This is a genomic window from Microbacterium trichothecenolyticum, assembly GCF_000956465.1.
Classification (GTDB): domain Bacteria; phylum Actinomycetota; class Actinomycetes; order Actinomycetales; family Microbacteriaceae; genus Microbacterium; species Microbacterium trichothecenolyticum.
On the sequence record NZ_JYJA01000037.1, the window covers coordinates 184,085 to 210,276 of the forward strand.

At 70.2% G+C, this 26,192-nt stretch carries 24 protein-coding genes and 1 tRNA gene; 6 read left to right on the forward strand and 19 right to left on the reverse strand.

Going from position 1 to position 26,192, the window contains the following annotated elements; all coding sequences use genetic code 11:
* From rplK to RS82_RS13860, 5 genes are all read right to left on the reverse strand, one after another.
* Positions 1–432: a 50S ribosomal protein L11 gene (gene rplK / locus RS82_RS13840; protein ID WP_045247325.1), complete on the reverse strand. Its 432-nt coding sequence runs from the start codon at positions 430–432 to the stop codon at positions 1–3.
* Positions 433–563: 131 nt separating this feature from the next.
* Positions 564–1,685 (reverse strand): transcription termination/antitermination protein NusG, encoded by a 1,122-nt coding sequence (gene nusG, locus RS82_RS13845; RefSeq protein WP_045300389.1) that lies wholly within the window; start codon positions 1,683–1,685, stop codon positions 564–566.
* A gap of 83 nt (positions 1,686–1,768) precedes the next feature.
* Entirely contained in the window at positions 1,769–2,041 is a 273-nt protein-coding gene (gene secE / locus RS82_RS13850) for a preprotein translocase subunit SecE (protein WP_045300625.1), read from the reverse strand.
* 90 nt (positions 2,042–2,131) lie between these two features.
* Positions 2,132–2,204 (reverse strand) — tRNA-Trp (locus tag RS82_RS13855).
* Positions 2,205–2,379: 175 nt separating this feature from the next.
* The gene (locus RS82_RS13860; protein ID WP_045300392.1) at positions 2,380–2,817 is read right to left on the reverse strand and encodes a pyridoxamine 5'-phosphate oxidase family protein; all 438 of its coding nucleotides are present in this window, start codon (positions 2,815–2,817) and stop codon (positions 2,380–2,382) included.
* 64 nt (positions 2,818–2,881) lie between these two features.
* Here RS82_RS13860 and RS82_RS13865 point away from each other — a divergent pair, with 64 nt between their 5' ends.
* Positions 2,882–3,496, forward strand: coding sequence for a hypothetical protein (locus RS82_RS13865; protein WP_045300394.1), 615 nt, complete (start codon positions 2,882–2,884; stop codon positions 3,494–3,496).
* 55 nt (positions 3,497–3,551) lie between these two features.
* Here RS82_RS13865 and RS82_RS13870 read toward each other — a convergent pair whose 3' ends face one another.
* From RS82_RS13870 to gabT, 5 genes are all read right to left on the reverse strand, one after another.
* Entirely contained in the window at positions 3,552–4,913 is a 1,362-nt protein-coding gene (locus RS82_RS13870) for an NAD-dependent succinate-semialdehyde dehydrogenase (RefSeq protein ID WP_045300396.1), read from the reverse strand.
* A gap of 27 nt (positions 4,914–4,940) precedes the next feature.
* Positions 4,941–6,518 (reverse strand): APC family permease, encoded by a 1,578-nt coding sequence (locus RS82_RS13875; protein WP_045300398.1) that lies wholly within the window; start codon positions 6,516–6,518, stop codon positions 4,941–4,943.
* Positions 6,518–7,393, reverse strand: coding sequence for a universal stress protein (locus RS82_RS13880; protein ID WP_045300400.1), 876 nt, complete (start codon positions 7,391–7,393; stop codon positions 6,518–6,520). Before RS82_RS13880 ends, RS82_RS13875 begins: the two co-directional genes overlap by 1 nt.
* On the reverse strand, positions 7,390–8,751 hold the full coding sequence (locus RS82_RS13885; protein ID WP_045300401.1) for a flavin monoamine oxidase family protein: 1,362 nt from the start codon (positions 8,749–8,751) through the stop codon (positions 7,390–7,392). The genes RS82_RS13880 and RS82_RS13885 overlap by 4 nt, the downstream gene beginning before the upstream one ends.
* A 98-nt stretch (positions 8,752–8,849) precedes the next feature.
* Positions 8,850–10,211, reverse strand: coding sequence for a 4-aminobutyrate--2-oxoglutarate transaminase (gene gabT / locus RS82_RS13890; protein WP_045300403.1), 1,362 nt, complete (start codon positions 10,209–10,211; stop codon positions 8,850–8,852).
* Between the two features lie 93 nt (positions 10,212–10,304).
* On the opposite strand from gabT, the gene RS82_RS13895 reads away from it, so the two are divergent.
* Both RS82_RS13895 and RS82_RS13900 read left to right on the forward strand, forming a co-directional pair.
* Positions 10,305–11,846 (forward strand): PucR family transcriptional regulator, encoded by a 1,542-nt coding sequence (locus RS82_RS13895; protein ID WP_045300405.1) that lies wholly within the window; start codon positions 10,305–10,307, stop codon positions 11,844–11,846.
* 135 nt (positions 11,847–11,981) lie between these two features.
* Positions 11,982–13,373: an NAD(P)/FAD-dependent oxidoreductase gene (locus RS82_RS13900; RefSeq protein WP_045300407.1), complete on the forward strand. Its 1,392-nt coding sequence runs from the start codon at positions 11,982–11,984 to the stop codon at positions 13,371–13,373.
* A 118-nt stretch (positions 13,374–13,491) separates the two neighbouring features.
* Here RS82_RS13900 and RS82_RS13905 read toward each other — a convergent pair whose 3' ends face one another.
* The gene (locus RS82_RS13905) at positions 13,492–14,916 is read right to left on the reverse strand and encodes a helix-turn-helix transcriptional regulator (RefSeq protein ID WP_157005605.1); all 1,425 of its coding nucleotides are present in this window, start codon (positions 14,914–14,916) and stop codon (positions 13,492–13,494) included.
* 285 nt (positions 14,917–15,201) lie between these two features.
* Between RS82_RS13905 and aceB the strand changes: the two genes are divergently transcribed.
* Together aceB and RS82_RS13915 are read left to right on the forward strand one after the other, a co-directional pair.
* Entirely contained in the window at positions 15,202–16,842 is a 1,641-nt protein-coding gene (gene aceB / locus RS82_RS13910) for a malate synthase A (protein ID WP_045300627.1), read from the forward strand.
* A gap of 26 nt (positions 16,843–16,868) precedes the next feature.
* Positions 16,869–18,464: an isocitrate lyase gene (locus RS82_RS13915; protein ID WP_045300411.1), complete on the forward strand. Its 1,596-nt coding sequence runs from the start codon at positions 16,869–16,871 to the stop codon at positions 18,462–18,464.
* Between the two features lie 59 nt (positions 18,465–18,523).
* On the opposite strand, the gene RS82_RS13920 is transcribed toward RS82_RS13915, so the two are convergent.
* The 5 genes from RS82_RS13920 to RS82_RS13940 form a co-directional block, all read right to left on the reverse strand.
* Positions 18,524–19,162 carry a response regulator gene (locus tag RS82_RS13920; protein WP_045300413.1) on the reverse strand — a complete coding sequence of 213 codons (639 nt, stop codon included), beginning with the start codon at positions 19,160–19,162 and terminating at the stop codon, positions 18,524–18,526.
* Positions 19,159–20,421, reverse strand: a complete 1,263-nt coding sequence (locus RS82_RS13925; RefSeq protein ID WP_052676841.1) for a sensor histidine kinase — start codon at positions 20,419–20,421, stop codon at positions 19,159–19,161. The genes RS82_RS13920 and RS82_RS13925 overlap by 4 nt, the downstream gene beginning before the upstream one ends.
* Before the next feature lie 30 nt (positions 20,422–20,451).
* Positions 20,452–21,318, reverse strand: a complete 867-nt coding sequence (locus RS82_RS13930; RefSeq protein WP_157005583.1) for an ABC transporter permease — start codon at positions 21,316–21,318, stop codon at positions 20,452–20,454.
* The gene (locus RS82_RS13935; RefSeq protein WP_045300415.1) at positions 21,315–22,208 is read right to left on the reverse strand and encodes an ABC transporter ATP-binding protein; all 894 of its coding nucleotides are present in this window, start codon (positions 22,206–22,208) and stop codon (positions 21,315–21,317) included. The genes RS82_RS13930 and RS82_RS13935 overlap by 4 nt, the downstream gene beginning before the upstream one ends.
* A 115-nt stretch (positions 22,209–22,323) precedes the next feature.
* Entirely contained in the window at positions 22,324–22,662 is a 339-nt protein-coding gene (locus RS82_RS13940; RefSeq protein WP_045300417.1) for a hypothetical protein, read from the reverse strand.
* Between the two features lie 149 nt (positions 22,663–22,811).
* Between RS82_RS13940 and RS82_RS13945 the strand changes: the two genes are divergently transcribed.
* Positions 22,812–24,014: a pyridoxal phosphate-dependent aminotransferase gene (locus RS82_RS13945; protein ID WP_045300419.1), complete on the forward strand. Its 1,203-nt coding sequence runs from the start codon at positions 22,812–22,814 to the stop codon at positions 24,012–24,014.
* 172 nt (positions 24,015–24,186) lie between these two features.
* Here the strand turns inward: RS82_RS13945 and RS82_RS13950 are convergent, their stop codons facing one another.
* The 3 genes from RS82_RS13950 to RS82_RS13960 are packed head-to-tail and all read right to left on the reverse strand — an operon-like array spanning position 24,187 to position 26,186.
* Positions 24,187–25,323 carry a UDP-N-acetylmuramate dehydrogenase gene (locus tag RS82_RS13950; protein ID WP_045300420.1) on the reverse strand — a complete coding sequence of 379 codons (1,137 nt, stop codon included), beginning with the start codon at positions 25,321–25,323 and terminating at the stop codon, positions 24,187–24,189.
* A gap of 3 nt (positions 25,324–25,326) precedes the next feature.
* Entirely contained in the window at positions 25,327–25,740 is a 414-nt protein-coding gene (locus RS82_RS13955; RefSeq protein WP_045300421.1) for a MaoC/PaaZ C-terminal domain-containing protein, read from the reverse strand.
* Positions 25,737–26,186 carry an FAS1-like dehydratase domain-containing protein gene (locus tag RS82_RS13960; protein WP_045300423.1) on the reverse strand — a complete coding sequence of 150 codons (450 nt, stop codon included), beginning with the start codon at positions 26,184–26,186 and terminating at the stop codon, positions 25,737–25,739. The genes RS82_RS13955 and RS82_RS13960 overlap by 4 nt, the downstream gene beginning before the upstream one ends.
* Positions 26,187–26,192 lie beyond the last annotated feature (6 nt).

Here is a 26,192-nt window from a genome sequence, read left to right on the forward strand (position 1 = left end):
TCAGTCCTCGACCGTGATGCCCATGGAACGGGCGGTGCCGGCGATGATCTTCGAGGCGGCCTCGATGTCGTTCGCGTTCAGGTCGGGCTGCTTCGTCTCAGCGATCTGGCGCACCTGCTCCTTGGTGAGCTTGGCGACCTTGACCGTGTGAGGAGTCTTGGAGCCCTTCTGGACGCCTGCGGCCTTCTTGATGAGCTCAGCGGCCGGCGGGGTCTTCAGGATGAACGTGAAGCTGCGGTCCTCGTAGACGGTGATCTCCACGGGGATGACGTTGCCGCGCTGCGACTCGGTCGCGGCGTTGTACGCCTTGCAGAACTCCATGATGTTGACGCCATGCTGACCGAGCGCGGGGCCGATCGGCGGCGCCGGGTTGGCTGCACCGGCGTTGATCTGAAGCTTGATCAGGCCGGTCACCTTCTTCTTCGGTGCCATTCTTCTTCCTTTCGTCGAACGACGGCTGCTGGGGCAGCCGGTTCTCCCGCGAATCCGGCGGTTCCGGAACGCGGTGTCAGACGCACGCGCTCAAGGCGCGCGCAAACCTGCAGAGTCTACCAGCAGATGGATCAGAGTTTCGTGACCTGGTCGAAGCTGAGCTCGACCGGGGTCTCGCGCTCGAAGAGCGAGACGAGGACCGTGAGCTTGCCGCTCTCGGGCTTGATCTCGCTGATCGTGCCGGGCAGGCCCGCGAACGAGCCTTCCTTGATCGTGATGGTCTCGCCGACTTCGAAGTCGACCTCGGCGGGGATGACGCGGGCCGCGGCGGCGCCGCCCTTCTTGGCCGCACCACCCTTCGCGCCGGCGACCTCCTTGACCTCGACGAGGCTCTTCAGCATGTTGAAGGCCTCTTCGAAGCGCAGCGGCGTCGGGTTGTGGGCGTTGCCGACGAAGCCGGTGACACCGGGCGTGTGGCGAACGACCGACCAGGTGTCCTCGTTGAGCTCCATGCGCACGAGCACGTAGCCCGGGATCCGGACGCGCGTGACCATCTTGCGCTGACCGTTCTTGATCTCGACGACGTCCTCCATCGGGACCTCGATCTGGTAGATCTCCTCCTCGACCTCGAGCGTCGACTTGCGCTGCTCGATGTTGGCCTTCACCTTGCGCTCGAAGCCGGCGTAGGAGTGGATGACGTACCACTTGCCCGGGAGGGTGCGCAGGTCCGCGCGGAACGCCTCGAAGGGGTCCTCGTCGTCGTCCTCGTCGTCGGTCTTGGGGGCCTCGGCGGCGTCGGCCGGGGAGACCGATGCCTCGACGTCGTCGACGACCGCGGCGGCGGCGTCCACCTCTGCGACGAAGTCCTCGTCGAGCTCGGGCTCGTCCTCATCGCCGTTCACGTCGGGACCGTCGTACGGGGTCACCTCGGAGGCCTCCTCGGCCTCGCGCTCGGCGACCTCCTCGGCGATGGAGTCGTTGATGACCTCGGCCGCGGCCTCGGTCTCGGCCGTCTCGTCCAGGTTGAGAGCGTCGTTCACGATGGCGTCCGCCTCCGGGTCGTCGATGTCGATGTCGTCCAGGTCGGCGTCGTCCTCGTCGGAGTCGTCGACGATGTGGATCGCGACGTGCTCGGCGGCCTCGACCGACCGCTCCTCCTCCGCGAGGACGTTGCCCTCCTGGGCTTCGTCGTCCTCGGAGGACTGCTCCGCGGCGGTCGCCCAATCGGCGTCGTCGACATATCTTTCAGTCACGTGAATTCTCTTCCGTTCCGTCCGCTGCCGGACCTGCGGTCCGCCCGTGTCATGCCCCTGGTGCGAGCCGGGACGCTCGGGGATCAGGCGCCGGGCACTCCGAAGACGTACGACGTGATCCACACGAACAGCACGTCCAGGCCGTAGACGAGCGCCATCATCACGACGACGAAGCCGAGCACCACCGCCGTGTACTTCAGCAGCTCCTGGCGCGTCGGGGTGACGACCTTGCGGAGCTCGGCGAAGACCTGGCGGACGAACAGGGCGATACGAGCGAAGACGTTGGGCTTCTTCTCGCGAGGCGCGGCCGTTCCCTCTGCGGGGACGACTTCGCCCTTCGGCTCGTCCTGAACCATCGATGCCACCTGATTACCTTCCGTGAGCCGACACGGATCGGCACACTGTGTTGTCAACCACCAGCATGTCACCGGCGTTGCGCTGACGCGCAGGGCGGACAGGAATCGAACCTGCAACCTGCGGTTTTGGAGACCGCTGCTCTGCCAATTGAGCTACCGCCCTAGAGACCCGGAGGTCTCGCGAAACCCGCACTCTTCCCCTCTCACCGCGGCTTGAGGATCCGCACCCGAGGACCGGGCACGGCGAAAGAATGCAGACTTCGACTGCACGATCCAGTGTACGGCATGCCCGCAGGCCCCGCGAACCGAGGCGCCTCCGCACGCGTGCGCACACCGGATCAGTACTGCTGCACGCCGTAGCGATCGGGCTCGGGCGCGCGCTCGAAGGCGCGCCCCGACAGCGACGTGGCCTCGACGCGCACATAGGTGTACTTGAGCGTCGGGATCCAGGGCCGAAGACCCAGGCCGTCGGCGCGCTCCACGTCGGCGGAGCGGTCGAGCGGATGGGCGCGACCGCGCAGGATCACACTCCACGCGTCGGTATCGGTGTGGTCGTCCACCTCGAAGAGCACCTCGTCGTTGACCGTGAGCTCGAACAGCTTGCTCCCCTGCGCGGTGCGGAAGAGCACGCTCTCGCCGTCGACGACGTAGTTCACGGGGAAGATGTCGAGCACGTCGCCGACATGCGTGACGAGGCGGCCGAGTTCCTGTCCGCGCAGGCGCTCCCAGCACTCTTCATCGGAGAGGGAGACGACGGGGTCCGGTGTGTCTGCCATGACTCCATCCTCGCGCTCGCGCTCCGTCGGCGACACCCCCGGATGACGGCATTAGCATTCCGGCATGACTGTTGCGCAGACCCTGCTCGACGAGCTGTGGGACTTCTCCGACGCTGCCGGCTCCGAGGCGCGCCTGCGCGCGGCGGCGGCAGACGAGACGGATGCCGCCGCCCGCGCCGAACTCGAGACGCAGGTCGCGCGGGCCCTGGGCCTGCAGGAGAGGTTCGACGAGGCCGACGCGGTGCTCGACGCCGTCGCGATCGAGGACGCCGCCGTCGCGGCCCGTGCGGCGCTGGAGCGGGGCCGGGTGCGGAACTCGGCGGGTGATCCCGAGGCCGCGGTGCCGTACTTCCTCGCGGCGGTGGATGCCGCATCCGGGGCCGGCCTGAGCTTCCTGCAGGTCGACGCGCTGCACATGCTCGCCATCGCCGAGCCCGATCAGGCCGAGCAATGGACGTCTGCGGCTTTCGGGGCACTCGAGGGCGTCGCGGAGCCGCGCACCCTCCGCTGGAACGTGTCGCTGCACAACAACGCCGGCTGGCGCCTGTTCGACGCCGGGCGCCTCGACGACGCGATCACGGAGTTCGAGTCGGCACGGGATGCCGCGACCCGCTGGGGCACGCCGCAGCAGGTGCAGTGGGCCGACGAAGCCCTCGCCGAGGCCCGCGCCGCGCTCTAGGCGTTTCGACTCGCTTCACTCGCTCGCGAGTCGAAACGCCCCCTCGGCGCAGGCGTCAGGCGCCGACGCGGATGAGCTTCTTGTTGACGAACTCGTCCGCGGCCAGCAGGCCCATCTCGCGGGACGTGCCGGAGCGCTTCACGCCGCCGAAGGGCAGACCGGGCTCGTCGGCGAGGACCACGTTGACGTAGACCATGCCGGCATCGATCCTGTCGGCGACGCGCTGGGCCTGCTCCTCGTCGGTCGTGAACACGTACGAACCGAGGCCGTAGCTGGTGTCGTTCGCGAGCGCGACCGCGGCGTCCTCGTCGGCGACCTTGTACACGACTCCCACGGGGCCGAAGAACTCCTCGCGGTACGCGTCCATGTCGCTGGTGACGTCGGTGAGCACGGTGCCCGGGTAGAAGGCGCCGTCGCGCTTTCCGCCGGCGACAAGTGTGGCGCCCTGGGCGACGGCCCTGTCGACCTGCTCCGCCAGGCGCTCCGCCGCCGTGAGCGACGACAGCGGGCCGAGCACGGTGTCATCCGCGAACGGGTCGCCGACCTTCGCACCCGACATCGCGGCGGTGAACTTCTCGAGGAACGCGTCGTAGAGGCCGTCGACGACGATGAAGCGCTTGGCGGCGTTGCACGACTGCCCGGTGTTGTCCAGGCGCGCGGCGACGGCGGCTTCGACCGCCCCGTCCAGGTCGTCGGTCGAGAGCAGGATGAACGGATCGGACCCGCCGAGCTCCAGCGCCACCTTCTTGAGGTTGCGGCCCGCGATCTCGGCGACCGCGGCGCCCGCGCGCTCCGAGCCGGTCACCGAAACGCCCTGCACGCGGCGGTCGGCGATGACGGTCGCCGCCTGGTCGTTCGTGGCGTAGACGTTCGTGTACACCCCCTCGAGGCCGGCGTCCGCGTAGATCGCCGCGATGGCGGCGGCGGACTCGGGGCACTGCGGGGCGTGCTTCAGGAGGATGGTGTTGCCGACCACGATGTTGGGCGCGGCGAAGCGGGCGACCTGGTAGTAGGGGAAGTTCCACGGCATGATGCCCAGCAGCACGCCCAGGGGCGAGCGGCGGATGACCGCGGTGCCCTCGCCGTCGATGTCGATCGGCTGGTCGCCGGTGATCTTCTCGGCGTGGTCGGCGTAGTACTCGGTGATGTCTGCGGCGAAGTCGACCTCGCCGAGCGCGGCCTCGAGGGGCTTGCCCATCTCGCGCACGATGATGGCGGCGAGATCGTCGCGACGCTCACGGTGCAGCTGCGCGACCTTGCGGATGGCGGCCGCGCGCTCGGCCACCGGCCGGTCGCGCCAGGTGCGGTACGCAGCATCCGCTCCGGCGATCGCGGCCTCGAGGGCCTCGTCGGTGATGGTCGGATACGTGGCCAGGGTCTCCCCCGTGGCCGGGTTGACGACGGCGTAGTCGGTCATGCTTACTCTCCGATCGGATGGTGTGGGTCAGTCTGCCTGCCGGCGGCGGGCACGTCGAAGGCTTTCGGGGGCATCGATACCGAGTGTCTCACCGCGGAAGAACGCCGGACGCTTGATCGCCTGCCAGATCATGATCACGACGCCGGCGAGGATGACGACCACGCCCAGGACGAACACGAGGCCCAGCCCGCCGATGCTCGAACCGCTGCCGTACGCCGGGTCCATCGAGTCGATGAGCGTCGTGACGAACAGCACCGCGAGAATCGCGCCTCCCACGAGCGGGAACAGGAACGTGAAGAAGAAGCTGCGCACGGAGTCGAACCACTGCTTGCGGAAGTACCAGACGCAGGCGAACGCGGTGAGGCCGTAGTAGAAGCAGATCATCATCCCGAGCGACAGGATCGTGTCGGTGAGGACGTTCTCGCTGATCACGCGCATGACGGCGTAGAACACGGACGCGACGATCGCGGACACCACGGTGGCGTAGCCGGGCGTGAAGAACCGCGGGCTCACGCGCGCGAACTTCGCCGGCAGGGCGCCGTAGTGCCCCATCGCCAGGAGGGTGCGGGCCGGGCCGACGGCGGTCGACTGCAGCGACGCGGCCGAGCTCGACAGCACCGCCAGCGACACGAGGAACGCGAGCGGGCCGAGGATCGGATCGGACAGCGCGAAGAAGACGTTCGCCGAGATGTCCTCGTTCGCCAGCCCCAGCGGGCCGTCGCCGACGCCCGCGAACATGATCAGGCCGATCGAGAGCAGCAGGTACAGCGAGACGACGATCACGACCGTGAGCATGGCCGCGCGGCCGGGGGTCTTCGCGGGGTTCTTGGTCTCCTCGTTCATCGTGAGGACGACGTCCCAGCCCCAGAAGATGAAGATCGACAACGACAGGCCGGCGGCGAACGCGCTGAACGTCGGCACCTCGAACGGGTTGAACCACGACCACGAGAACGCCGTCGGGTCGGGGGCGTCGCCCGACACCGCCTTGACGATGGCCACGACGGCGAACAGCAGGAGCACGGCGACCTGGAACGTCACCAGGATGTACTGGAACTTCTGCGTGGTCTGCATGTCGCGGTAAGAGATGAGCGTCGCGCCCAGCATGAACAGCAGGCACACCACCACGTTGATGAACGGGTTGAACGCGAGGTCCGCGATGTCGGGGTTGTTGCTCAACTGCGAGATCAGCAGGAACAGGAACTCCACGGCGATGCCGGCGAGGTTCGACAGCACGATGACGGTGGCGGCGACGAGGCCCCAGCCGGTCATCCAGCCGATCCACGGGCCGAAGGCACGCACGCCCCACGTGAACGAGGTGCCGGAGTCTGGCATCGCGCGGTTGAGCTCGCGGTAGCCGAACGCCGTCAGCAGCATCGGGATGAACCCGACGAGGATGATCGCGGGCACCTGCGTGCCGACCACCGACACGGTCGGCCCGAGCGACGCCGTGAGCGTGTAGGCCGGGGCGATGGTCGAGACGCCGATGACGACGGCGCCGAGGACGCCGACAGCGCCGGCGCTCAGGCCCTTCTTGGACAGCTCACCGGCGCGCGCGCCGGTCGACGGGGCCAGCGGCGCTGCGCCGCGGCTCTCGGAAGCGCTCATCAGCGTGCGCCTTTCTTGCCGCGCGTGCGGGGCACCACGACCATGGGAACGGGAAGCTCGTGCAGCATCTTCGCCGCTGTCGAGCCGAGGAAGAGGCGCCGGCGCCGGGCCAACCTGCTGGAGCCGACCACCGCGAGTTCGCCGGGCTCCCAGCTCAGATGCGAGACGGCGTCCTCCACGCTGTCGCCGAGACCGACGACCGCGTCGGTGTCGATGTCCTTCGGAAGGGCCGCCCGCACGTGCACGAAGACGTCGTCCGCGTGCCGGGCGCCGAACTCCATCGCCTCGAGGCTCGGCGGCATGTCCACCGCGGCGAGCGAGAGGAGCCGCAGGCCCGCCCCGGTCGCGACGGCGAGGGCGACGCTCTCCTCGAGGAGCACGTCGGCGCCGGGACGCGTGCCGATCGCGGCGGTGATCCGCGTGATGCCCGTCGACGGCTCGAGACGTCGCGAGCCTTCCGGAGCCAGCACGACCGGCACGTCCGACGAGTGCAGCAGCTCGTTGGCGACGGTGCCGAGACGATGACGCCCACGGAGCCCGCCGTTGGCGGCGCCCACGACGATGTGGGATGCCGAGAACTCGTGCGCGGCGGCGATCAGGCCCTCTGCGAAGGAGTCGCCGAACCGCACGTGCGACGCGTGGGTCACGGCATCCGGAATCGTGGCCGCCGCCTCGGCGAGCCAGGCCTCGGCCTGCGTCACGAGGTAGCGGTCATAGCCGGCATCGGGCGGGGTGATGACGCTGCGGTCCTCGGCCGGGAGCACCAGCACGAGGTCGAGCGACACGTCCATGGCCGCCGCCAGGCGAGCGCCCAGCGCGACGGCATCGGCGCCCGCATCCGTTGCGGTGTATCCGACGACGATGCGGTCGCTCATCGCCGTGCCGCTTCGACGATGTTCGCCGCGACGAGTCGGCCCATGCGGATGGCACCGTCGACGTGCTGGTAGCCGGCGCCGGCCATGTCGCTGCAGGCGAAGTGGATCGGGCCGACGGGGGTGCGCAGGTCCGCGCCGTAGCGGGCGAGACCGCCGAGGTCGAAGCTCGCGGCGTACGCGCCGCGGGTCCACTCCTCGGCGCCCCAGTCGCTCTCGAAGTAGACGAGCGGGGTCTTGGCCTCGGGGCCGTAGTAGTGGGACAGCGACTCGAGGATGCGCTCCTTGCGCTCCTCCGCCGACACCCGGAAGAGGTCGTCGGCGTTGCGGTCCGACACGAAGCCGACCAGGGTTCCGCGCTCGTCGTCGTGGTTGGTGTTGTCGTACGCCTCGTGCGAGATCTCGTACGGGCTGAAGGCGGTGCCCGACAGGCCCTGCTCGCGCCAGAACGGGCGATCGTAGACCGCGTGCACCTTGATGACGAAGCCCATCGAGATGTGCTGGTGCATCTGCTGCTTGAGGCGCGGCAGCGGCGGCGCGAACTCGATCCACGGGTAGAGGATCGGCGCGTGCGCGAGGATGACGAAGCGGGCGCGCACCTCGAGGCCGTTGTCGGTGACCACGCGCACGCCGTCCTGCGACCAGTGCACCTCGGTCACCGGCTGACCCAGGATGACGTCGTCGCCGAGGCGTTCAGCGAGGAGCAGTGGCACCTGCTGCAGGCCGCCGACCACGCGCTCGTCGAGGATGAAGTCCGCGTCGACCAGGTGCGAGAAGCTGCCGGCGCTCGCCGCCATCAGCAGCGCCTGAAGCGCCGAGAACGCGTAGGCGGGCTTGGTCAGCATCGCGCCGGCGATGAAGAGGGCGATGTTGTCGCGCGCCTCCTGGTCGTCGGTCTGCTCCTGGAGCCAGGCCTCGAACGAGATGCGGTCGAGCGCCTCGGCGTCGGGGTGCTCCCACGGCTTGTCGGGGTCGATCTGCGCGACGAGGCCGTCGAGCACCTCGATGAGGCGGACGATCTCCTTCTCGGTCTCCGGAGCGACCGGGAAGATCTCGCCCGTGAAACGGGTGAGCTCGCCGTCCTGACCGATGTAGACCGAGTCGCCCTCGCGGTAGCGGCTGTAGGTCTCGAGCCCCAGCTCGGCGAGGGTCTCCTTGAGCGCGTCCTGGTCGGGCGACACCCACTGCCCGCCGATCTCGAGCATCGCGCCGTCGACGACGTCGGTCCACAGGCGCCCGCCCACGCGGTCGCGCGCCTCGAGCACGACGACCGAGAGGCCTGCCTTCTTCAGTTCGTTGGCAGCAGTCGTGCCGGCGGCGCCGGCGCCGACGATGACGACGTCACGGGTCAGCTCGGTCATTCGGACTCCTTCGTCAGGCGAGGTTGCGTTGGTCTTGTGTGAAGTGCGGGAGACGGATGCTGCGACCGCCGTGCGTGCGGCGGTCGCAGCATCCGTGATCACGCAGCCGCGAGGGCTGCGGCGACGACGTCCATGCCCTCGTGGAGCAGGTCGTCGGTGATCGACAGCGGCGGCAGGAAGCGGATCACGTTCCCATAGGTGCCGCAGGTGAGCACGATGACGCCCTGTGCGATGGACGCCTTCGCGACCGCGGCGGTGAGCGCGGCGTCCGGCTCGCCCGTCGCGGGATCCACGAACTCGGCGGCGATCATGGCGCCATGGCCTCGCACATCGCCGACGCGCGGGTCGGTGGCCCGCAGGTCCTGCAGACGGCCCTTCAGAACGGTCTCGATCTCGCGGGCGCGCTCGAGCATCCCGTCGTTCTCGAACACGTCGATCGCGGCGAGTGCGGCGGCGCACGCGATGGGGTTGCCGCCGTAGGTGCCGCCGAGGCCGCCCGCGTGCGAGGCGTCCATGATGTCGGCCCGGCCCGTCACGGCCGCCAGGGGCAGGCCCCCCGCGATGCCCTTGGCGGTCGTGATCAGGTCCGGCACGATGCCGAACAGGTCGCTCGCGAACATCTCGCCCGTGCGAGCGAAGCCGGTCTGGATCTCGTCGGCGATGAACACCACGTCGTTGGCGCGGCACCACTCGACGAGGGCGGGCAGGAAGCCGTCGGCGGGGACGATGAAGCCGCCCTCGCCCTGGATGGGCTCGATGATGATCGCGGCGAGGTTGTCGGCGCCGACCTGCTTCTCGATCATCGAGATGGCCTTCTTGGCGGCGAGGCCCCCGTCGAGCCCGTCGCGGTAGGGGTACGACAGCGGCGCGCGGTAGATCTCCGACGCGAACGGGCCGAAGCCGCTCTTGTACGGCATCGACTTCGCGGTGAGCGCCATCGTGAGGTTGGTGCGGCCGTGGTAGCCGTGATCGAACGCGACGACCGCCTGCTTGCCGGTGTACTTGCGGGCGATCTTGACCGCGTTCTCCACCGCCTCGGCGCCCGAGTTGAACAGGGCGCTCTTCTTGGCGTGGTCGCCCGGCGTGATGCGGTTGAGGGCCTCGGCGACCGAGACGTACGAGTCGTACGGCGCGATCATGAAGCACGTGTGGGTGAACTGGGCGACCTGCGCCTGCACCGCCGCGACGACCTTGGGGTGCGCATTGCCGATCGTCGTGACCGCGATGCCCGAGCCCAGGTCGATGAGCGAGTTGCCGTCGGCGTCGACGATGACGCCGCCGCCCGCCGCCACGGCCTGCACGGGCGCGGTGTGGCCGACGCCTGCGGCGACAGCGTCGGCCTTGCGGGCGAGGAGCTCCTGCGAGCGGGGACCGGGGATGCTGGTGACCAGGCGACGCTCCTGCGGAAGGGTCGGACCGCCGAGGGGCGTTTCGGTGAGGGTGTCGGCTGCGCTGCTCATGCTGGGGAGCGTATTTCGTCGCCGGGAACGCCCGCACCCGCCCCCGTGTACATTCTGTCCGGCCTGCTGTACGAGTCGTACACTCGGAGCATTATGGACGCCGACGCCCCCACCCTTCGCGCCCTCCTCGCCCGGCGGGATCTGAAGCTCTCGCTGGCCGGCGACGACCTTGATCCGCAGGCACTGGACCGCGGCATCCGCTGGGTCCACAGCTCGGATCTCGCCGACCCCACGCCCTTCCTGTCCGAGGGGCTCGTGCTGCTGACCACCGGCACGCAGTTCCCGCACGGCGACGACGCCGACGCCGACGCCTCCGCGGTCTACCGGGCGTATGTGCACCGCCTGGCGACGCGGGGCGTGGTCGGCCTCGGCTTCGGCACCGAGGTCGCGCGCGCCGGCATCCCTCCCGCCCTCATCGACGCGTGCCGTGACGAACGGATGCCGCTGTTCGAGGTGCCGTACCGCACGCCTTTCATCGCCGTGGCCCGGGCCAACGCCGAGGCGATCGCCGCCGAGGCCTACGCGCGGCGCAGCTGGGCGCTGGCCGCGCAGCGCGCGATCGCGCTGGCGGCCCTGCGGCCCGACGGACTCGGCGCGACCGTCGCGGAGCTGGCCAAGCAGCTCGACACCTGGGTCGGCATGTTCGACGCCGCCGGAGAACTGTCGCGCGAGCACCCCGCGGGCGGGCTCGACGCCCAGACGGCCGCGGCTCTCCAGCGCGAGGTCACCGGGGTGCTGCATCGCGGCGCGCGCGCGGGCTCGTCTCTGCACATCGGCGAGACGCCGTTCTCGCTGCAGACCCTCGGCCGCGGCGGACACCTGCGCGGGGTCATCGCGATCGCCGCCGGAGACCTCGACCAGGAGGGCCGCGTCGTCGTCACCGCGGTCATCGCGATGGCCGGCCTCGCGCTGGAGCAGCAGCAGGGCCTCGGCCGCGCACGCTCGGCGCTGCGCGCCGGCCTCGTGCAGTCGCTCCTCACGGGGGACCCGGCCCTCGCCCGCCGCACCTCGCGCGAGCTGTGGGGACCGCTTCCCTCCGCCCCCGTCGTCGTGGGGGTGACGGATGCCGCGGCCGCGCGCGTCGACGGCATCGCCGAGCTGCTCGAGCTCTGGGCCGACGAGCGCCGCGGAGCGCTGTTCTTCGGCCGCGGTGAGGACGGCCTCGTGCTGGTCGTGCCCGCAGACGACCGCTCGAGCATCGACGAGCTCGTCGCACGCTTCGAGGTGCGCGTCGGGCTGTCGGATCCGACCGGCTACGACGGTTTCGCCGCTGCGCTCGGGCAGGCGCGCGTCGCGCGGGATCGCGGCATCCGTCCGGTCACGGCGTTCGCCGAGGTCGCCCGCGCCGGCGTCCTCTCGGCGCTCACGGACGAGGCCCGCGCGCTGGCGCGAGCGGAGCTCGCACCGCTTCGCGACCATGATGCCGCGCAGGGCACCCACCTCGTCGCGACGCTGAAGGCATGGCTCGACGAGGACTGCTCGCACGAGGCCACCGCGCAGGCGCTGGGTGTGCACCGCCACACCGTGCGCACGCGCCTCGCCCTCATCGAGCGCGTGCTCGGCCGGGATCTCTCGTCGTTCGCGACGCGCGCCGAGCTGTGGGCGGCGCTGCGCGCCCTCGACGCGTCGGTCTGATCGACCGCGCGACCTCCGCGCTCGCCGGAGGTTCATCGACCGAAAGAGACATGGCGCACGGTCGGTCCGACTCGGTCGCGCGTTCGCAACAGATCGTTCCTCGTCGCGGGCGACAGCACCCGGAAGGATGGGCGCATGACCGAGCCCCCTGTGCCCAACGGCGACGTGTCGTGGTGGTGGCGGAGCCTCGGCGGCACGCCGGCGCCGCGGGCTCCCCTGCCCGGCGACACCGACGTCGACGTCGCGATCGTCGGCGGCGGGTACACCGGGCTCTGGACCGCGTACTACCTGAAACAGGCCCAGCCCGACCTGCGGGTCGTCGTGCTCGAGCAGCGGTTCGCGGGGTTCGGGGCGTCCGGCCGCAACGGCGGGTGGCTCACCAACACCGTCACCGGCGGCCGCGAACGCTACGCCGAGTCGCACGGCCGCGACGCGGCGATCGCGCAGCAGCGCGCGCTCAACGAGACCGTCGACGAGGTCGTCGCCGTCGCCAGGCGCGAGGGCATCGACGCCGACATCCTCAAGGGCGGCGAGTACGGCGTCGCCCGCACGCCGGCACAGCTCGCGCGACTGCGGGCGGCCGTCGCCGCTGAACAGGCCTGGCCGCACACCGACATCGAGTGGATGGATGCTGCGGCCGCAGCATCCCGGATCCGCATCGCCGGCTCGCTCGGCGCAGCATGGCACCCGCACTGCGCCCGGGTTCACCCGGCGAAGCTCGTGCGCGGCCTCGCCGACGCGGTCGAGCGGCTCGGAGTGCCGATCCACGAGCAGACCGCTGTGCGCGAGATCACCCCCGGACGGGCCGTCACCGACCGCGGAACCGTGCGCGCGACCCACGTGCTGCGCGCCACCGAGGGCTTCACCGCCGACCTCCGCGGCGAGCACCGCGCGTGGCTGCCGATGAACTCGTCGATGATCGTGACCGAGCCCCTGCCGGCCTCGTTCTGGGACGAGGTCGGCTGGGACGGGTACGAGACGCTCGGCGACTTCGCCCACGTGTACATGTACGCGCAGCGCACGGCGGACGACCGCATCGCGTTCGGCGGCCGCGGCGTGCCCTACCGCTACGGCTCGCGCGTCGACACCGACGGCACGACGCAGACCCGCACGATCGCCTCGCTCGCGCGGCTGCTGCGGGAGTTCTTCCCGGATGCCGCGGGTACGCCGATCGCGCACGCCTGGGCCGGCGTGCTCGGCGTGCCCCGAGACTGGGCCGCGACCGTCGTCCACGACCGAGCGACGGGCCTCGGCTGGGCCGGCGGCTACGTCGGCACCGGCGTGACCGCGACGAATCTCGCGGGCCGCACGCTCGCCGACCTGGTGCTCGAGCGCGACACCGGCCTCACCCGGCTCCCCTGGGTGGGTCACCGCACGCGGCGCTGGGAGGTCGAGCCGCTCCGGTGGACCGCCGTGAACGCGATCTACACCGCGTATCGGATGGCGGACCGGGTCGAGGCATCCGGATCCTCCGACCGCACGGCGTGGCCGGCGCACGTCGCGGACGTCGTCGCGGGCCGCCACTGACCTCCGGCCCCGCGAGCGCTGCAGTTTCCTGCGAGTGCTGCGTCGCGCGACGCAGCACTCGCAGGAAAGTGGCGCAGTCGCACCTGCGTCCGGGCCCGCGCGTCGCCCAGGCCGCGGCTCAGCGCGGGGCGTGGGCCTCCAGGAACTCGTAGACGTCGGTCGTGTCGACGCCGGGGAACGAGCCGGTGGGCAGCGTCGCCAGCAGCGTCCGCGGCGTGCGCACGTTCGGCCACGACTGCTCGCGCCACGACGCCTCGAGCTCGGCGGGCGCGCGCCGGCAGCAGACCTCCACGGAGTGCTTCGAGACGCCGCGGTTCGGGGTGTCGCGGCCGAGGAACCACTTCGTGTCGTCGAAGCGCACGCCCACGCTGATCGAGTGGGCGCCCTCGCTCGAGAGCTCGACGCGGGCCGTGCACCAGTACGTGCCGTTGCCGGTGTCGGTGTACTGGTAGTACGGGTTGAAGTGGTCGTCCACGTCGAACACGACGCGCGAGGTCCACTTGCGGCAGCACATCTGCCCCTCGATCGCGCCGAGGCGGTCGGTCGGGAAGTTCACGTCGTCGTTCTCGTAGACCTTCGTGATGACGCCCGACTCGTGCACCTTCAGGAAGTGCACGGGCAGGCCCAGGTGCATGGTCGCGAGGTTCGTGAAGCGGTGCGCGGCCGTCTCGTACGACACCGAGTAGGCGTCGCGGAGGTCCTCGATCGAGATCGAGCGTTCCTTCTTCGCCTCCTGCAGGAACGGCACGGCGTGCGCCTCGGGGATGAGCAGAGCGCCGGTGAGGTAGTTCGTCTCGACGCGCTGGCGCAGGAACTCCGCGTACGAGGTCGGCTCGCGGTGTCCGAGGATGCGGCTCGACAGCGCCTGCAGCACCGCCGTGCGTGGGTCGCCCTTGGTGGCCAGTCGGCTCGACAGGTACAGCCGGCCGTTCTTGATGTCGGCGACCGACCGCGTCGTCTGCGGCAGGTCGGGCACGTAGTGCAGCGTGAAGCCGAGGTGTGCGGCGATGTCCGACGCCGTGCGCTGGGTCAGCGGGCCGCCCGGGTGATCGACCGCATCGAGGATGCGCCTCGCTTGCTCCTCGAGTTCGGCGAAGTAGTTGTTCTGCGTGCGCATGAGCTTGCGCAGCGCCACGTTCGCACGTCGCGCCTCTTCGGGGGTCGCGGCGCGCTCGTCGCGCAGCCTCTCGATCTCGCCCTGCAGCGCCAGCATCGCCTTGAGCGCCTCGGTCGGCACCGTCTTGCCGATCCGGAACGGGGGGATACCGAGCGCCTGGAACGTCTGGCCGCGCATCGCCCGCTCGAGCGAGATCTCGAGCGTGGCGCGCTCGTCGAGCGGCTCGGACTCGAGGATCGCATCGATCGACGAACCCAGCGCCCGGGCGATCGCCTGCAGCAGCGTGAGCTTCGGCTCGCGGCGGCCGTTCTCGATCATCGACAGCTGACTCGGCGCGCGGTCGACCGCGGAAGCGAGTTCTTCGAGCGTCATGCCGCGGTCGGTGCGCAGCTGCCGGATGCGGCGGCCGATGGTGAGGGGATCCACCTCACCATCGTCCGGGACTTCACCCCGCACATCCGAGGTCAACGTCGTCGTCACGCCGCGATTCTGTCACGAAAGCAGAAATACCGGAAAACTTCACACCCCAATTCGTCGGTTCGACCGCCGAACTTCACCGCAGAGTGGTCTCACGCCCACCACCGATCCACCCAGAACGCGGATCACCGGATGCCTCGACCCGGCGCACACGCCGGGCAGCGGCATCCCCCACACACTCAACGCAGTCCATCACAGGAAGGCAGGGACATGACACCTGCGACCGCCACCCCGATGCGTACGCGCACCGGCCCCATCCCGACCCAGACCCACGAGCCTTCGATCGAGATCGCCGGCCGCTTCGGCCCGCGCTACGACGAAGTCCTGACGCCCGAGGCGGTCGCGTTCCTCACCGAGCTGCACCACCGCTTCGGCGCCCGCCGCCACGACCGGCTCGCCGACCGCATGCGCCGCCGGTTCGAGATCGGCAACGGCCACGACCCGCAGTTCCGTGACGACACGCGCCACATCCGCGAGGACGCGGAGTGGAAGGTCGCCGGCGCCGGACCCGGCCTCGAGGACCGCCGCGTCGAGATCACGGGCCCGACCGACCCGAAGATGACGATCAACGCGCTGAACTCCGGCGCCAAGGTGTGGCTCGCCGACCAGGAGGACGCCACGAGCCCGACCTGGAAGAACGTCATCGAGGGCCAGCTGAGCCTGCGCGACGCGATCCGCGGCGAGCTCTCGTTCACGAGCCCCGAAGGCAAGCTCTACGAGGTCACGGCGACCGAGACGCCCACCATCGTGATGCGTCCGCGTGGGTGGCACCTGCCCGAGCAGCACATCCGCTTCACCGACCGCACCGGCCGCAGGATGGCCGCGTCGGGCTCGCTCGTGGACTTCGGCCTGTACTTCTTCCACAACGCCGAGCAGCTGATCGCGAACGGGCGCGGCCCCTACTTCTACATCGCCAAGCTCGAGTCGAGCGAAGAGGCGAAGCTGTGGGACGACGTGTTCACGTTCAGCGAGCAGTATGTCGGCATCCCCCACGGCACCATCCGTGCCACGGTGCTCATCGAGACGCTGCCGGCGGCGTTCGAGATGGAGGAGATCCTCTTCGAGCTGCGCGACCACATCGCGGGCCTGAACGCGGGTCGCTGGGACTACATCTTCTCGATCATCAAGAACTACCGCGGTCGCGGTGCACGGTTCGTGCTGCCCGACCGCAGCGAGGTCACGATGACCGTCCCGTTCATGCGGGCATACACCGAGCTGCTCGTGAAGACGTGCCACAAGCGCGGTGCCTTCGCGATCGGCGGCATGAGCGCCTTCATCCCGAACCGCCGCGACCCCGAGGTCACCGAGCGCGCGTTCGAGAAGGTGGCGGCCGACAAGAAGCGCGAGGCCGGCGACGGCTTCGACGGCACGTGGGTCGCGCACCCCGACCTCATCCCGGTGGCCCGCGCGGAGTTCGACGCCGTGCTGGGTGATCGCCCGAACCAGCTCGACCGGCAGCGTCCCGAGGTCGAGGTGGCGGCCGCCGACCTGATCGACGTCCACATCGGACGCCCGATCACGACAGCGGGGGTGCACGGCAACGTGTCGGTGGCCATCCGCTACATCGAGGCGTGGCTGCGAGGCCTCGGCGCCGTCGCCATCGACAACCTCATGGAGGATGCTGCCACCGCCGAGATCAGCCGCAGCCAGGTGTGGCAGTGGATCCACCAGGACCGCACCACCGAGGACGGCACGCCGATCACGCGGGAGTCGATCGAAGCACTCGTCGCGCAGGTGCTGGCCGAGGCGGACCGCCGCGAGGGCGACCGGTTCGACGACGCCGCGGACATCTTCCGCGAGGTCGCGCTCGGCCAGGACTTCCCGGCGTTCCTGACGCTGCCCGCCTACGCGAAGTACCTCGTCGAGACCGACTGATCCCCCGACACGAACAAGGAACGAAAATGACTGCCTATCAGGACGACATCGAAGCCATCCGGGCGCTCAAGGAGCAGCACGGCTCGAGCTGGGATGCCATCGACCCCGAGTCCGCCGCCCGCATGCGGGCGCAGAACCGGTTCCGGACCGGACTCGACATCGCCCAGTACACGGCCGACATCATGCGCCGCGACATGGCCGAGTACGACGCGGACTCGTCGGTCTACACCCAGTCGCTCGGCGTCTGGCACGGCTTCATCGGGCAGCAGAAGCTCATCTCGATCAAGAAGCACCTCAAGACCACGAACAAGCGCTACCTCTACCTGTCGGGGTGGATGGTCGCGGCGCTGCGCTCCGAGTTCGGGCCGCTTCCCGATCAGTCGATGCACGAGAAGACGGCGGTGCCCGCCCTCATCGAGGAGCTCTACACGTTCCTCCGTCAGGCCGACGCCCGCGAGCTCGATCTGCTGTTCACGCAGCTCGACGACGCACGCGTCGCCGGCGACGACACCGCGGTCGAGTTCATCCAGTCGCAGATCGACAACTACGAGACCCACGTGGTGCCGATCATCGCCGACATCGACGCGGGCTTCGGGAATCCCGAGGCCACGTACCTGCTGGCGAAGAAGATGATCGAGGCCGGCGCGTGCGCCATCCAGATCGAGAACCAGGTGTCGGACGAGAAGCAGTGCGGCCACCAGGACGGCAAGGTGACTGTTCCGCACGAGGACTTCATCGCGAAGATCAACGCGGTCCGCTACGCGTTCCTCGAGCTGGGCATCGAGAACGGCGTGATCGTGGCCCGCACCGACTCGCTCGGCGCCGGGCTCACGCAGAAGCTCGCCGTCACGCACCAGAGCGGCGACCTCGGCGACCAGTACAACTCCTTCCTGGACGTGGAGGAGATCTCGGACGCCGACCTCGGCAACGGCGACGTCGTCATCAAGCGCGACGGCAAGCTGCTGCGCCCGAAGCGGCTCGCCAGCAACCTGTACCAGTTCCGCCCCGGAACGGGTGAGGAGCGCGTCGTGCTCGACTGCATCACGTCGCTGCAGAACGGCGCCGACCTGCTGTGGATCGAGACCGAGAAGCCCCATGTGGAGCAGATCGCCGGCATGGTCGACGCGATCCGCGAGGTCATCCCGAACGCGAAGCTCGTCTACAACAACAGCCCGTCGTTCAACTGGACGCTCAACTTCCGGCAGCAGGCGTACGACCTGCTGGCGGAGCAGGGCGAGGATGTCTCGGCGTACGACCGTGGCGACCTGATGAACGTCGCCTACGACGACACCGAGCTGGCGCGAGTGGCCGATGAGAAGATCCGCACATTCCAGCGCGACGGGGCGGCCCGCGCCGGGATCTTCCACCACCTCATCACCCTGCCGACCTACCACACGGCGGCCCTGTCGACCGATGACCTGGCGAAGGGCTACTTCGGGGACGAGGGCATGCTCGCCTATGTGAAAGGCGTCCAGCGTCGCGAGATCCGCGAGGGCATCGCCACGGTGAAGCACCAGAACATGGCGGGAAGCGACATCGGCGACAACCACAAGGAGTACTTCGCCGGCGACGCCGCTCTGAAGGCGGGCGGCCAGCACAACACGATGAACCAGTTCGGCTGAGTGCGGGAAACGACGGATGCTGCAACCCGGCCGGGTTGCAGCATCCGTCGTTCGCGTGGTCAGCGCTGGGCGAGCAGTCCGCGTTCCATGGCGAGGGTCGCGGCACGCGTACGGTCGGCGACGCCGAGCTTCTCGAACACCTTGAGCAGGTGCGTCTTGACCGTCGACTCGCCGATGCCCAGGACGACCGCGATCTGCTTGTTGCTGTGGCCGGTGGCGACCAGCCGCAGCACGTCGAGCTCCCTCGCGGTCAGCACCGTCTCGGGCTCCGGGCGGCGCATGCGCTCGACGAGCCGCACCGCGACCTGCGGCGACAGCGCCGATTGCCCCGCCGCGACCGAGCGGATGCCGGCGACGATCTCGGCCCGCGGTGCGGCTTTCAGAAGGTACCCCGTCGCGCCGGCCTCGATGGCCGCGAGGATCTGGTCGTCGGACTCGTACGTCGTGAGGATCAGCACGCGCGGCGGCGGGTCGCCCGCCTCGCCGCCGGCGATCCGGGCGGTGGCGGCGACGCCGTCTACGTGCGGCATGCGCAGGTCCATCAGCACCACGTCGGGGCGGGTCGCGCCCGCGAGACGCACGGCTTCGTCGCCGTCGGATGCCTCGGCCACGACCTCGAATCCGGGCTCGTCCGAGAGCAGGCCCGCGAGGCCGGCACGCACCACCGGATGGTCGTCGGCGATCAGCAGCCGGATCACAGGCGATCCCCCTTCGTCCGCACGGCCTCGGCCGTCGCAGCTTCCATCGTGGCGGTCATCACCGGGGCGGGCTCTCCGGCACCCCGCGCGTCCTGCGACACCGCCGGAAGCCTGACCGTCAGCCTCGCACCGTCGCCCGGCGCCGAGACGACGTCGAACGTGCCGCCCGCGAGCGCCACACGCTCGCGCATGCCGTCCAGCCCGAACCCGCTCGTGGGCCGCGAGGTGTCGAACCCGCGTCCGTCATCGATCACCTCGAGCGCCGCGGCGCCGTCGGGGGCGACCTCCACACGCACCGTCACCTCCGCCGCCGCGGCGTGCTTCGTCACGTTCGACAGCGCCTCCTGCAGGCAGCGCAGCAGCACCACCTGGGCCTCACGGTCGAGCTCGCCCTCCACGCCGGCGGTGTCGAGCGCGATGCGCGCCGCACCATGTTCCCGGAATCGTTCGATGAGGCGCTCGACCGCGGCGCCGAACGCCGGCTCGCGGGGAACGGCCGCCGTGCGGGCGACGAGCGCGCGGGACTCGGCGAGCGCGTCGCGCGCGACCTGCTCCACCGTCGCGATCGTGGTGGCGGCAGCATCCGTCTGCCCCTCCCGGGACTGGCGGCCTGCGCGCTCGGCGAAGATCACCAGCCCTGCCAGCGTCTGGGCGAGCGTGTCGTGGATGTCGCGGGCCAGGCGCTCGCGCTCGGCCGACGCGCCGCGCTCCCGGCTGAGCGCCTCGACCTCGGTCTGCGCCGCCGTCAGTTCGGCGAGAAGGCGCTCGCGCTCCTCGCCGTACTCGGCGATGCGGGCGATCCACAGGCCGATGGCGATCGCGAAGGAGAGGGAGAAGACCGCGGTGGTCCCGCCGGCGAGCAGGGACTCCATGTTCAGTCCGTAGCCGAAGCTCGCCCCGACGAAGACGCTCCCCGCAATGACCGCGGAGCCGCCGATCCCGCGACGTCGGGAGTCGCCGATGACCCACACCAGGGGGTACGCCAGAGTCTGGAGCATCGCCATGAACGGCGCCGCACCCGCGCCGATCCCCGCGGCGACGGCAGCCACCGACAGGAACGCGGGGTACCGCCACGCCGCGCGCGGCGGCTCGATCGCGTCGCGGCCGATCAGCGCATAGCCGAGCACGAAAAGACCGATCGCGCCGAGTGCGATCGCGGTGCGGACGGCGGTGGCAGGCGGAAAGAGGAAGACGAGCGCGACGGCGATGACGGCGCAGACGACCGACACGATCGCATCCCATCCGCGCTTGGTCAGCATCGTCCCTCTTCCCCTCGGCCCACCGGCAGGCTACGCGTCGCGTCGGATCCAGCGGAAGGTGATCCGCGAGAGCACCAGTCCCACGACCAGCCAGACACCGAGCGCGATCGCGACGCCCGCGAGGTTCCACTCGCCGTTCTGCTCGAGGGTCGCATAGGCGTCGGGCAGGAACACGGCCCGCATGCCCTGGGCCATCCACTTGAGCGGGAAGAGCCCGGCGACATTCTGCAGCCACTCCGGCAGCTGCGAGAACGTGAGGTACACGCCCGAGATGAACTGCAGCGCGAGAGCGATCGGCACGACCACGGCGGTCGCGCTCTTCGCGGTGCGAGGCACGGAGGACAGCGCGACGCCCAGGAGGGCTGACGTCGTGATGCCGAGGACGAACACCCACGCGAACGTCGCCCAGCGCGCCGGCTCCGTCGGCAGCTCGACCCCGAGCACCGTTGACGCGAACACCAGCAGCAGGGCGGACTGGAGCACCCCGGTGACCAGCACCTGTCCGATCTTGCCGATGAAGTAGCTCACCGGTGACAGCGGCGTGCCGCCGAGACGCTTCAGCATGCCGTCGGACCGCTCGATCGCGATGTCCATGGCCAGATTCTGGAAGCCCGACAGCAGCAGGCCCGCGGCGATCATGCCGGGCAGGTACAGCTCGGCCATCGAGATCGCCGGCACGCCCGGGGCGATCTGCACGTCGCCGTCCGAGCCGAACGCGACGCTGAAGAGCCCCAGCATGAAGACGGGGAAGAGGAACGTGAAGAACAGCGTGTCGCCCGAGCGGAAGTACTGCATCAGCTCGAACCGTGTGCGCCAGACGCCCACGCTCATGACGTTGCGGCGTGCACGACGCGGACGGAGGCCGACCGCCCGCGCTGTCTCGACGGTGGCGCTCATCGCACCGCTCCCTTCTTCTGGACGGCCGCACCCGGGACCGCGTCGGCGGTCGTCTCGCCGACCAGCTCGAGGTAGACGTCCTCGAGGCTCGGCCGCACGATCTCGAGTTCGGCGGGCGCTGCGCCCAGCCGCGCAGCCAGGGCGGTCGCGAACGCGAAGGGGTCCTCGGAGCGCTCGTGCCGCGGCATCCCGTCCTCCACCCATCGCACGACCGGGACGCGCGCCGCATCGCCGCCGAACCCCGCGACGGGCCCGATCGCCTGCAGCCGACCGGCTGCGATCACCGCGACGCGGTCGGCGAGCTGCGCCGCCTCGTCGAGGTAATGCGTCGTCAGCACGATCGTCGTTCCCTCGGCCTGGAGGCGTCGGATCAGCTCCCAGAACTCGCGACGCGCATGCGGGTCGAAGCCCGTCGTCGGCTCGTCGAGGAAGAGCAGTTCGGGGCGACCGATGATGCCGAGGGCCACGTCGACGCGGCGCTGCTGGCCTCCGGAGAGCTTGGAGATGCGCGTCTTCGCCTGCGCCTCGAGACCGACGGCCGCGATCACCTCGTCGACGTCGCGCGGATCCGGATAGAAGCCCGCGAACTGCCGGAGCTGTTCGCGCACGGTGACGAGACCGGACTGGCCGGTCGACTGGAGCACGATGCCGAGCCGGGCCTTGAGGTCCAGCCCACCCGTCGCCGGGTCGACGCCGAGCACCTCGACGTCACCGCCCGTGCGGCGCCGGTACCCCTCGAGGATCTCGACGGTCGTCGACTTGCCGGCGCCGTTCGGCCCGAGCAGGGCGAAGGTCTCGCCGCGCTCGATCTCGAACGACACCCCGTCGACGACCGTGCGGTCACCATACGTCTTGCGCAGGTTCCGCACCCGCACCGCTTGTGTCTGCATGCTTCCAGCGTCACGGATGACGGATGCTGCGCCCAGTGGTCATCCGCAGGAGACGGCATCCCCCATTCGGTGGATGCCACGCCCACCGTGGGCGGTCGGCAAGCCCGAACGCTGATCAGTGCCGCGACGCGACCATCACCGGGACACGCACCGCTCGGGCATCGACCTCCGCACGCTGTTCCGCGCGGAGCATGCGCTGACCACGGATTCCCCCCGCCAGAGCCCAGGCGAGCAGCCATACCCCCGAGCCGACCGTGACGATGAACGCGACGCGCAGGCCGACATCGGGGTCGAGCAGCAGCACGAGACTGATCAGGGCGACGAGGCCGCCGAGGATGGCGCCCGTGGCGCCGATGATGGTCAGCACGCACCCGCGCGCCAGCCACCAGGCGATCCCACCGGCGATGACGAGCACGATGGCGAGCACGACGGCTCCCCAGATCCAGGCGTCCACGACGCACAGGCTACCGCCGCACCGGCCGAATCCGGAAGAGCGCTTACCCCGGACGTTCCGTCGTGTCGGCGGCGGATCGCGCACACGCGCGGGCCACGCGTGCGCGATCGGCGGCTGAAGCCTCCCGCCGCGCGGACTACGCTCGAACCGTGACAGAACGCGCTCCGCTCTCCCGCAAGCTCTCCGCCATCGCCGAGTCCGCGACCCTGAAGGTCGATGCCAAGGCGAAGGCGCTCCAGGCCGCCGGTCGACCGGTCATCTCGTATGCGGCGGGCGAGCCCGATTTCGCGACGCCGCAGTTCATCGTGGACGCGGCTGCAGAGGCGCTGCACAACCCCGCGAACTTCCGCTACACCCCCGCCGCCGGACTCCCGGTCCTGCGCGAGGCGATCGCAGGGAAGACGCTGCGAGACTCGGGTCTCGAGGTCGACCCGTCGCAGGTCATCGTCACCAACGGCGGCAAGCAGGCCGTCTACCAGGCTTTCCAGACCGTGGTGAACCCCGGCGACGAGGTCCTGCTGCCGGCTCCGTACTGGACCACCTACCCCGAGGCGATCGCGCTGGCCGACGGCATCCCGGTCGAGGTCTTCGCCGGTGCCGACCAGGACTACAAGGTGACGGTCGAGCAGCTCGAGGCCGCCCGCACCGACAAGACCACGGCGCTCGTGTTCGTGTCGCCGTCGAACCCCACCGGCTCGGTGTACACGCTGGAGGAGACCGAGGCGATCGGCCGGTGGGCCGTCGAGCACGGCATCTGGATCATCTCCGACGAGATCTACCAGAACCTCGTCTACGAGGGCACGCGCGCGGTGTCGATCGTGGAGGCGGTGCCGGAGGCGGCCGCCCAGACGATCCTCGTCAACGGCGTCGCCAAGACCTACGCGATGACCGGCTGGCGCCTGGGCTGGATGGTCGGCCCCAAGGACGCGATCAAGATCGCCGGCAACCTGCAGTCGCACCTCTGCTCGAACGTGAACAACATCGCGCAGCGCGCGGCGCTGGCGGCGCTCACCGGCCCCCAGGACGAGGTCGAGCAGATGCGCCAGGCCTTCGACCGCCGCCGCAAGCTGATCGTCGCCGAGCTGTCGAAGATCGACGGGGTCGAGGTGCCGACGCCGCTCGGCGCCTTCTACGCCTACCCCGACGTGCGCGGGCTCCTCGGCCGCGAGTGGGCGGGTGTCACGCCGACGACCTCCCTCGAGCTGGCCGACCTCATCCTCGAGAAGGCCGAGGTCGCCGTGGTTCCGGGCGAGGCCTTCGGCCCGTCCGGCTACCTGCGCCTCTCGTACGCGCTGGGCGACGACGCCCTCCTCGAGGGCGTGCAGCGCATGCAGCGCCTCTTCGCGTCGTAACAACCCTTTCAGAACGCGGATGCCTCGGCTCAGGCATCCGCGTTTCTGCGTCTGTCGGCGGGTCGCTTCGGGGTTCGGGGCGCGTTCCGTGCCGTCGGGGCGCGCGCCGTGCGCCCCGAACGTTCGCCGTGCGCCCCGAACCGTAGGGGGGGACGGATGCCGCGGCCGGGGGCTAGAGCTCGACGTTCACCAGGACGGGTTCGGGCTGCAGGATCAGACCGAACTCGGACTGCACGCGACCCTGGATGAAGCGGGCGAGCTCGGCGAGCTCGGCTGCGGTCGCGCTGCCGCGGTTCGTCAGCGCCAGCGCGTGCTTCGTCGACAGGCCGGCGCGCGAGCGCGGCAGCCGGAAGCCCTTGCGCACGCCGGCATGCTCGATGAGCCAGCCGGCGCTCACCTTGACGTCGGACTCCACCGTCGTGGGCGCGGGCACGTAGCCGTCGAAGTTCGCGAGCGGGATGACGAGCACCGGGTCGAGGTCGGGGTGCACCGGCCAGCGCGGGCACGCCTCGGGAAGCGTCCGGGCGAAGGATGCCGACACCACCGCGTTCTGGAAGAACGACCCGGCGCTGTACGTGTCGGGATCATCGGCGTCGAGCACCATGCCCTTGGTGCGCCGGGTCTCGAGGATGCGCTCGCGCACCCAGGCGAGGGTCGCTTCGTCGTCGGGGCCGAGGCGGAGTGCCGTGCGGAGCTGATCCCCGGCGATGCGGCGGGCGCCCTGGCCGATCTCGGGCAGGTCCAGCGTCACCGACAGGATCACCGCGCGGCGCGCGGGCACCGAGCCGTAGTGGTGCTTGAGCACGGAGGTCCGAAAGCCCAGGCCCAGCTCGGCGGCGGGAACGGTCGACACCTCTCCGGTCGACTCATCGAGCAGCTCGACCTCGCTCAGGGTCTGCACGATCTCCTGGCCATAGGCGCCGATGTTCTGCACCGGGGCGGCGCCGACGGTTCCGGGGATCCCCGACATCGCCTCGATGCCGCCGAGCCCTTCGGCGACCGCGAAGCCGACGAGGTCGTCCCAGTCATGACCCGCCTGGACTCTGAGCCGGACGCGTCCGGACAGGGGCGACGGCATCCGTTCGATGCCCTTCGTGAGCACGCGCACGACCGTGCCGGCGAAGGACTCGTCGCCCACGAACAGGTTCGACCCGCCGCCCAGCACGAGCCACTCGTCGCCGGAGGCCCAGACGTCGCGCAGGGCGTCGACGAGCTCATCGGTCGTGTGGGCGTCGATCATGCGCTCCGGCGTGCCGCCGGTGCGCAGCGTCGTGAGCCGCGCGAGCGGGATGGGGGTGATGTCGGGCATGCGTCAGACGGTCCGGACGCGCACCTGCGCCTTGACGAGCACGGTGACACCCTCGAACGACACGGTGAGGTCGATGCGGGCGGACTCCTCGTCGACCGCCCCGACCTTCGCGACGACGGTGACGTCGGCCCCGGTCTCGGGGTCGACGACGACGGGCTTGGTGAAGCGCACACCGTACTCGAGGATGCGGCCGGTGTCGCCGAGCCACGACTCGATCGTGCCGACGGCGAGGCCCATCGTGAGCATGCCGTGGGCGAGCACGCCCGGCAGACCCACCGCCGAAGCCACGTCGTCGCGGTAGTGGATCGGGTTGAAGTCTCCGGAGGCCCCGGCGTAGCGCACGAGGGACTCACGCGTGAGGTGCACGGTGCGCTCGGCGACCACGTCGCCGACGGTCAGGTTCGCGAGCGCGCTCATGCGTCGCCCTCCCCCACGAGCAGGACGGACGTCGTGGTGACGACGTGGCCGCCCGCGGCATCCGTGATCTCGGACTCGCTCGTGACCATCGCGGCCGCGCCCATGGCACGGATGCCGGTGACCGACAGCTTCGCGGTGAGCTCATCGCCCGCAACGATCGGCCGCGAGTAGCGGAACTTCTGCTCGGCGTGCAGCACGTTCTTCAGTACGATGCCCGAGTCGGGCTCCCCCAGCAGCTGCTGGAGCGTCGCGTCGGTCACCACGATCGCGAAGGTCGGCGGCGCGACGACGTCGGCGTAGCCGAGCGCCCGGGCGGTGATGAGGTCGGTGTGCTGCGGGTCATCGGCGAAGACGGCGCGCGCGAACTCGCGCACCTTCTCGCGACCCACGAGGTAGGGGGTCGTCGGCGGGAAGTCGCGGCCGACGAGCTCGGGGTTCACTGGCACCCGCCC

What these genes read in the sequence shown, in the direction of transcription:
- rplK (WP_045247325.1), bottom strand. Translation starts at nt 432, where the DNA reads ATGGCACCGAAGAAGAAGGTGACCGGCCTGATCAAGCTTCAGATCAAC.
- secE (WP_045300625.1), bottom strand. Translation starts at nt 2,041, where the DNA reads ATGGTTCAGGACGAGCCGAAGGGCGAAGTCGTCCCCGCAGAGGGAACG.
- RS82_RS13860 (WP_045300392.1), bottom strand. Translation starts at nt 2,817, where the DNA reads ATGGCAGACACACCGGACCCCGTCGTCTCCCTCTCCGATGAAGAGTGC.
- RS82_RS13865 (WP_045300394.1), top strand. Translation starts at nt 2,882, where the DNA reads ATGACTGTTGCGCAGACCCTGCTCGACGAGCTGTGGGACTTCTCCGAC.
- RS82_RS13870 (WP_045300396.1), bottom strand. Translation starts at nt 4,913, where the DNA reads ATGACCGACTACGCCGTCGTCAACCCGGCCACGGGGGAGACCCTGGCC.
- RS82_RS13875 (WP_045300398.1), bottom strand. Translation starts at nt 6,518, where the DNA reads ATGAGCGCTTCCGAGAGCCGCGGCGCAGCGCCGCTGGCCCCGTCGACC.
- RS82_RS13880 (WP_045300400.1), bottom strand. Translation starts at nt 7,393, where the DNA reads ATGAGCGACCGCATCGTCGTCGGATACACCGCAACGGATGCGGGCGCC.
- RS82_RS13885 (WP_045300401.1), bottom strand. Translation starts at nt 8,751, where the DNA reads ATGACCGAGCTGACCCGTGACGTCGTCATCGTCGGCGCCGGCGCCGCC.
- gabT (WP_045300403.1), bottom strand. Translation starts at nt 10,211, where the DNA reads ATGAGCAGCGCAGCCGACACCCTCACCGAAACGCCCCTCGGCGGTCCG.
- RS82_RS13895 (WP_045300405.1), top strand. Translation starts at nt 10,305, where the DNA reads ATGGACGCCGACGCCCCCACCCTTCGCGCCCTCCTCGCCCGGCGGGAT.
- RS82_RS13900 (WP_045300407.1), top strand. Translation starts at nt 11,982, where the DNA reads ATGACCGAGCCCCCTGTGCCCAACGGCGACGTGTCGTGGTGGTGGCGG.
- aceB (WP_045300627.1), top strand. Translation starts at nt 15,202, where the DNA reads ATGCGTACGCGCACCGGCCCCATCCCGACCCAGACCCACGAGCCTTCG.
- RS82_RS13915 (WP_045300411.1), top strand. Translation starts at nt 16,869, where the DNA reads ATGACTGCCTATCAGGACGACATCGAAGCCATCCGGGCGCTCAAGGAG.
- RS82_RS13925 (WP_052676841.1), bottom strand. Translation starts at nt 20,421, where the DNA reads ATGCTGACCAAGCGCGGATGGGATGCGATCGTGTCGGTCGTCTGCGCC.
- RS82_RS13930 (WP_157005583.1), bottom strand. Translation starts at nt 21,318, where the DNA reads ATGAGCGCCACCGTCGAGACAGCGCGGGCGGTCGGCCTCCGTCCGCGT.
- RS82_RS13935 (WP_045300415.1), bottom strand. Translation starts at nt 22,208, where the DNA reads ATGCAGACACAAGCGGTGCGGGTGCGGAACCTGCGCAAGACGTATGGT.
- RS82_RS13950 (WP_045300420.1), bottom strand. Translation starts at nt 25,323, where the DNA reads ATGCCCGACATCACCCCCATCCCGCTCGCGCGGCTCACGACGCTGCGC.
- RS82_RS13955 (WP_045300421.1), bottom strand. Translation starts at nt 25,740, where the DNA reads ATGAGCGCGCTCGCGAACCTGACCGTCGGCGACGTGGTCGCCGAGCGC.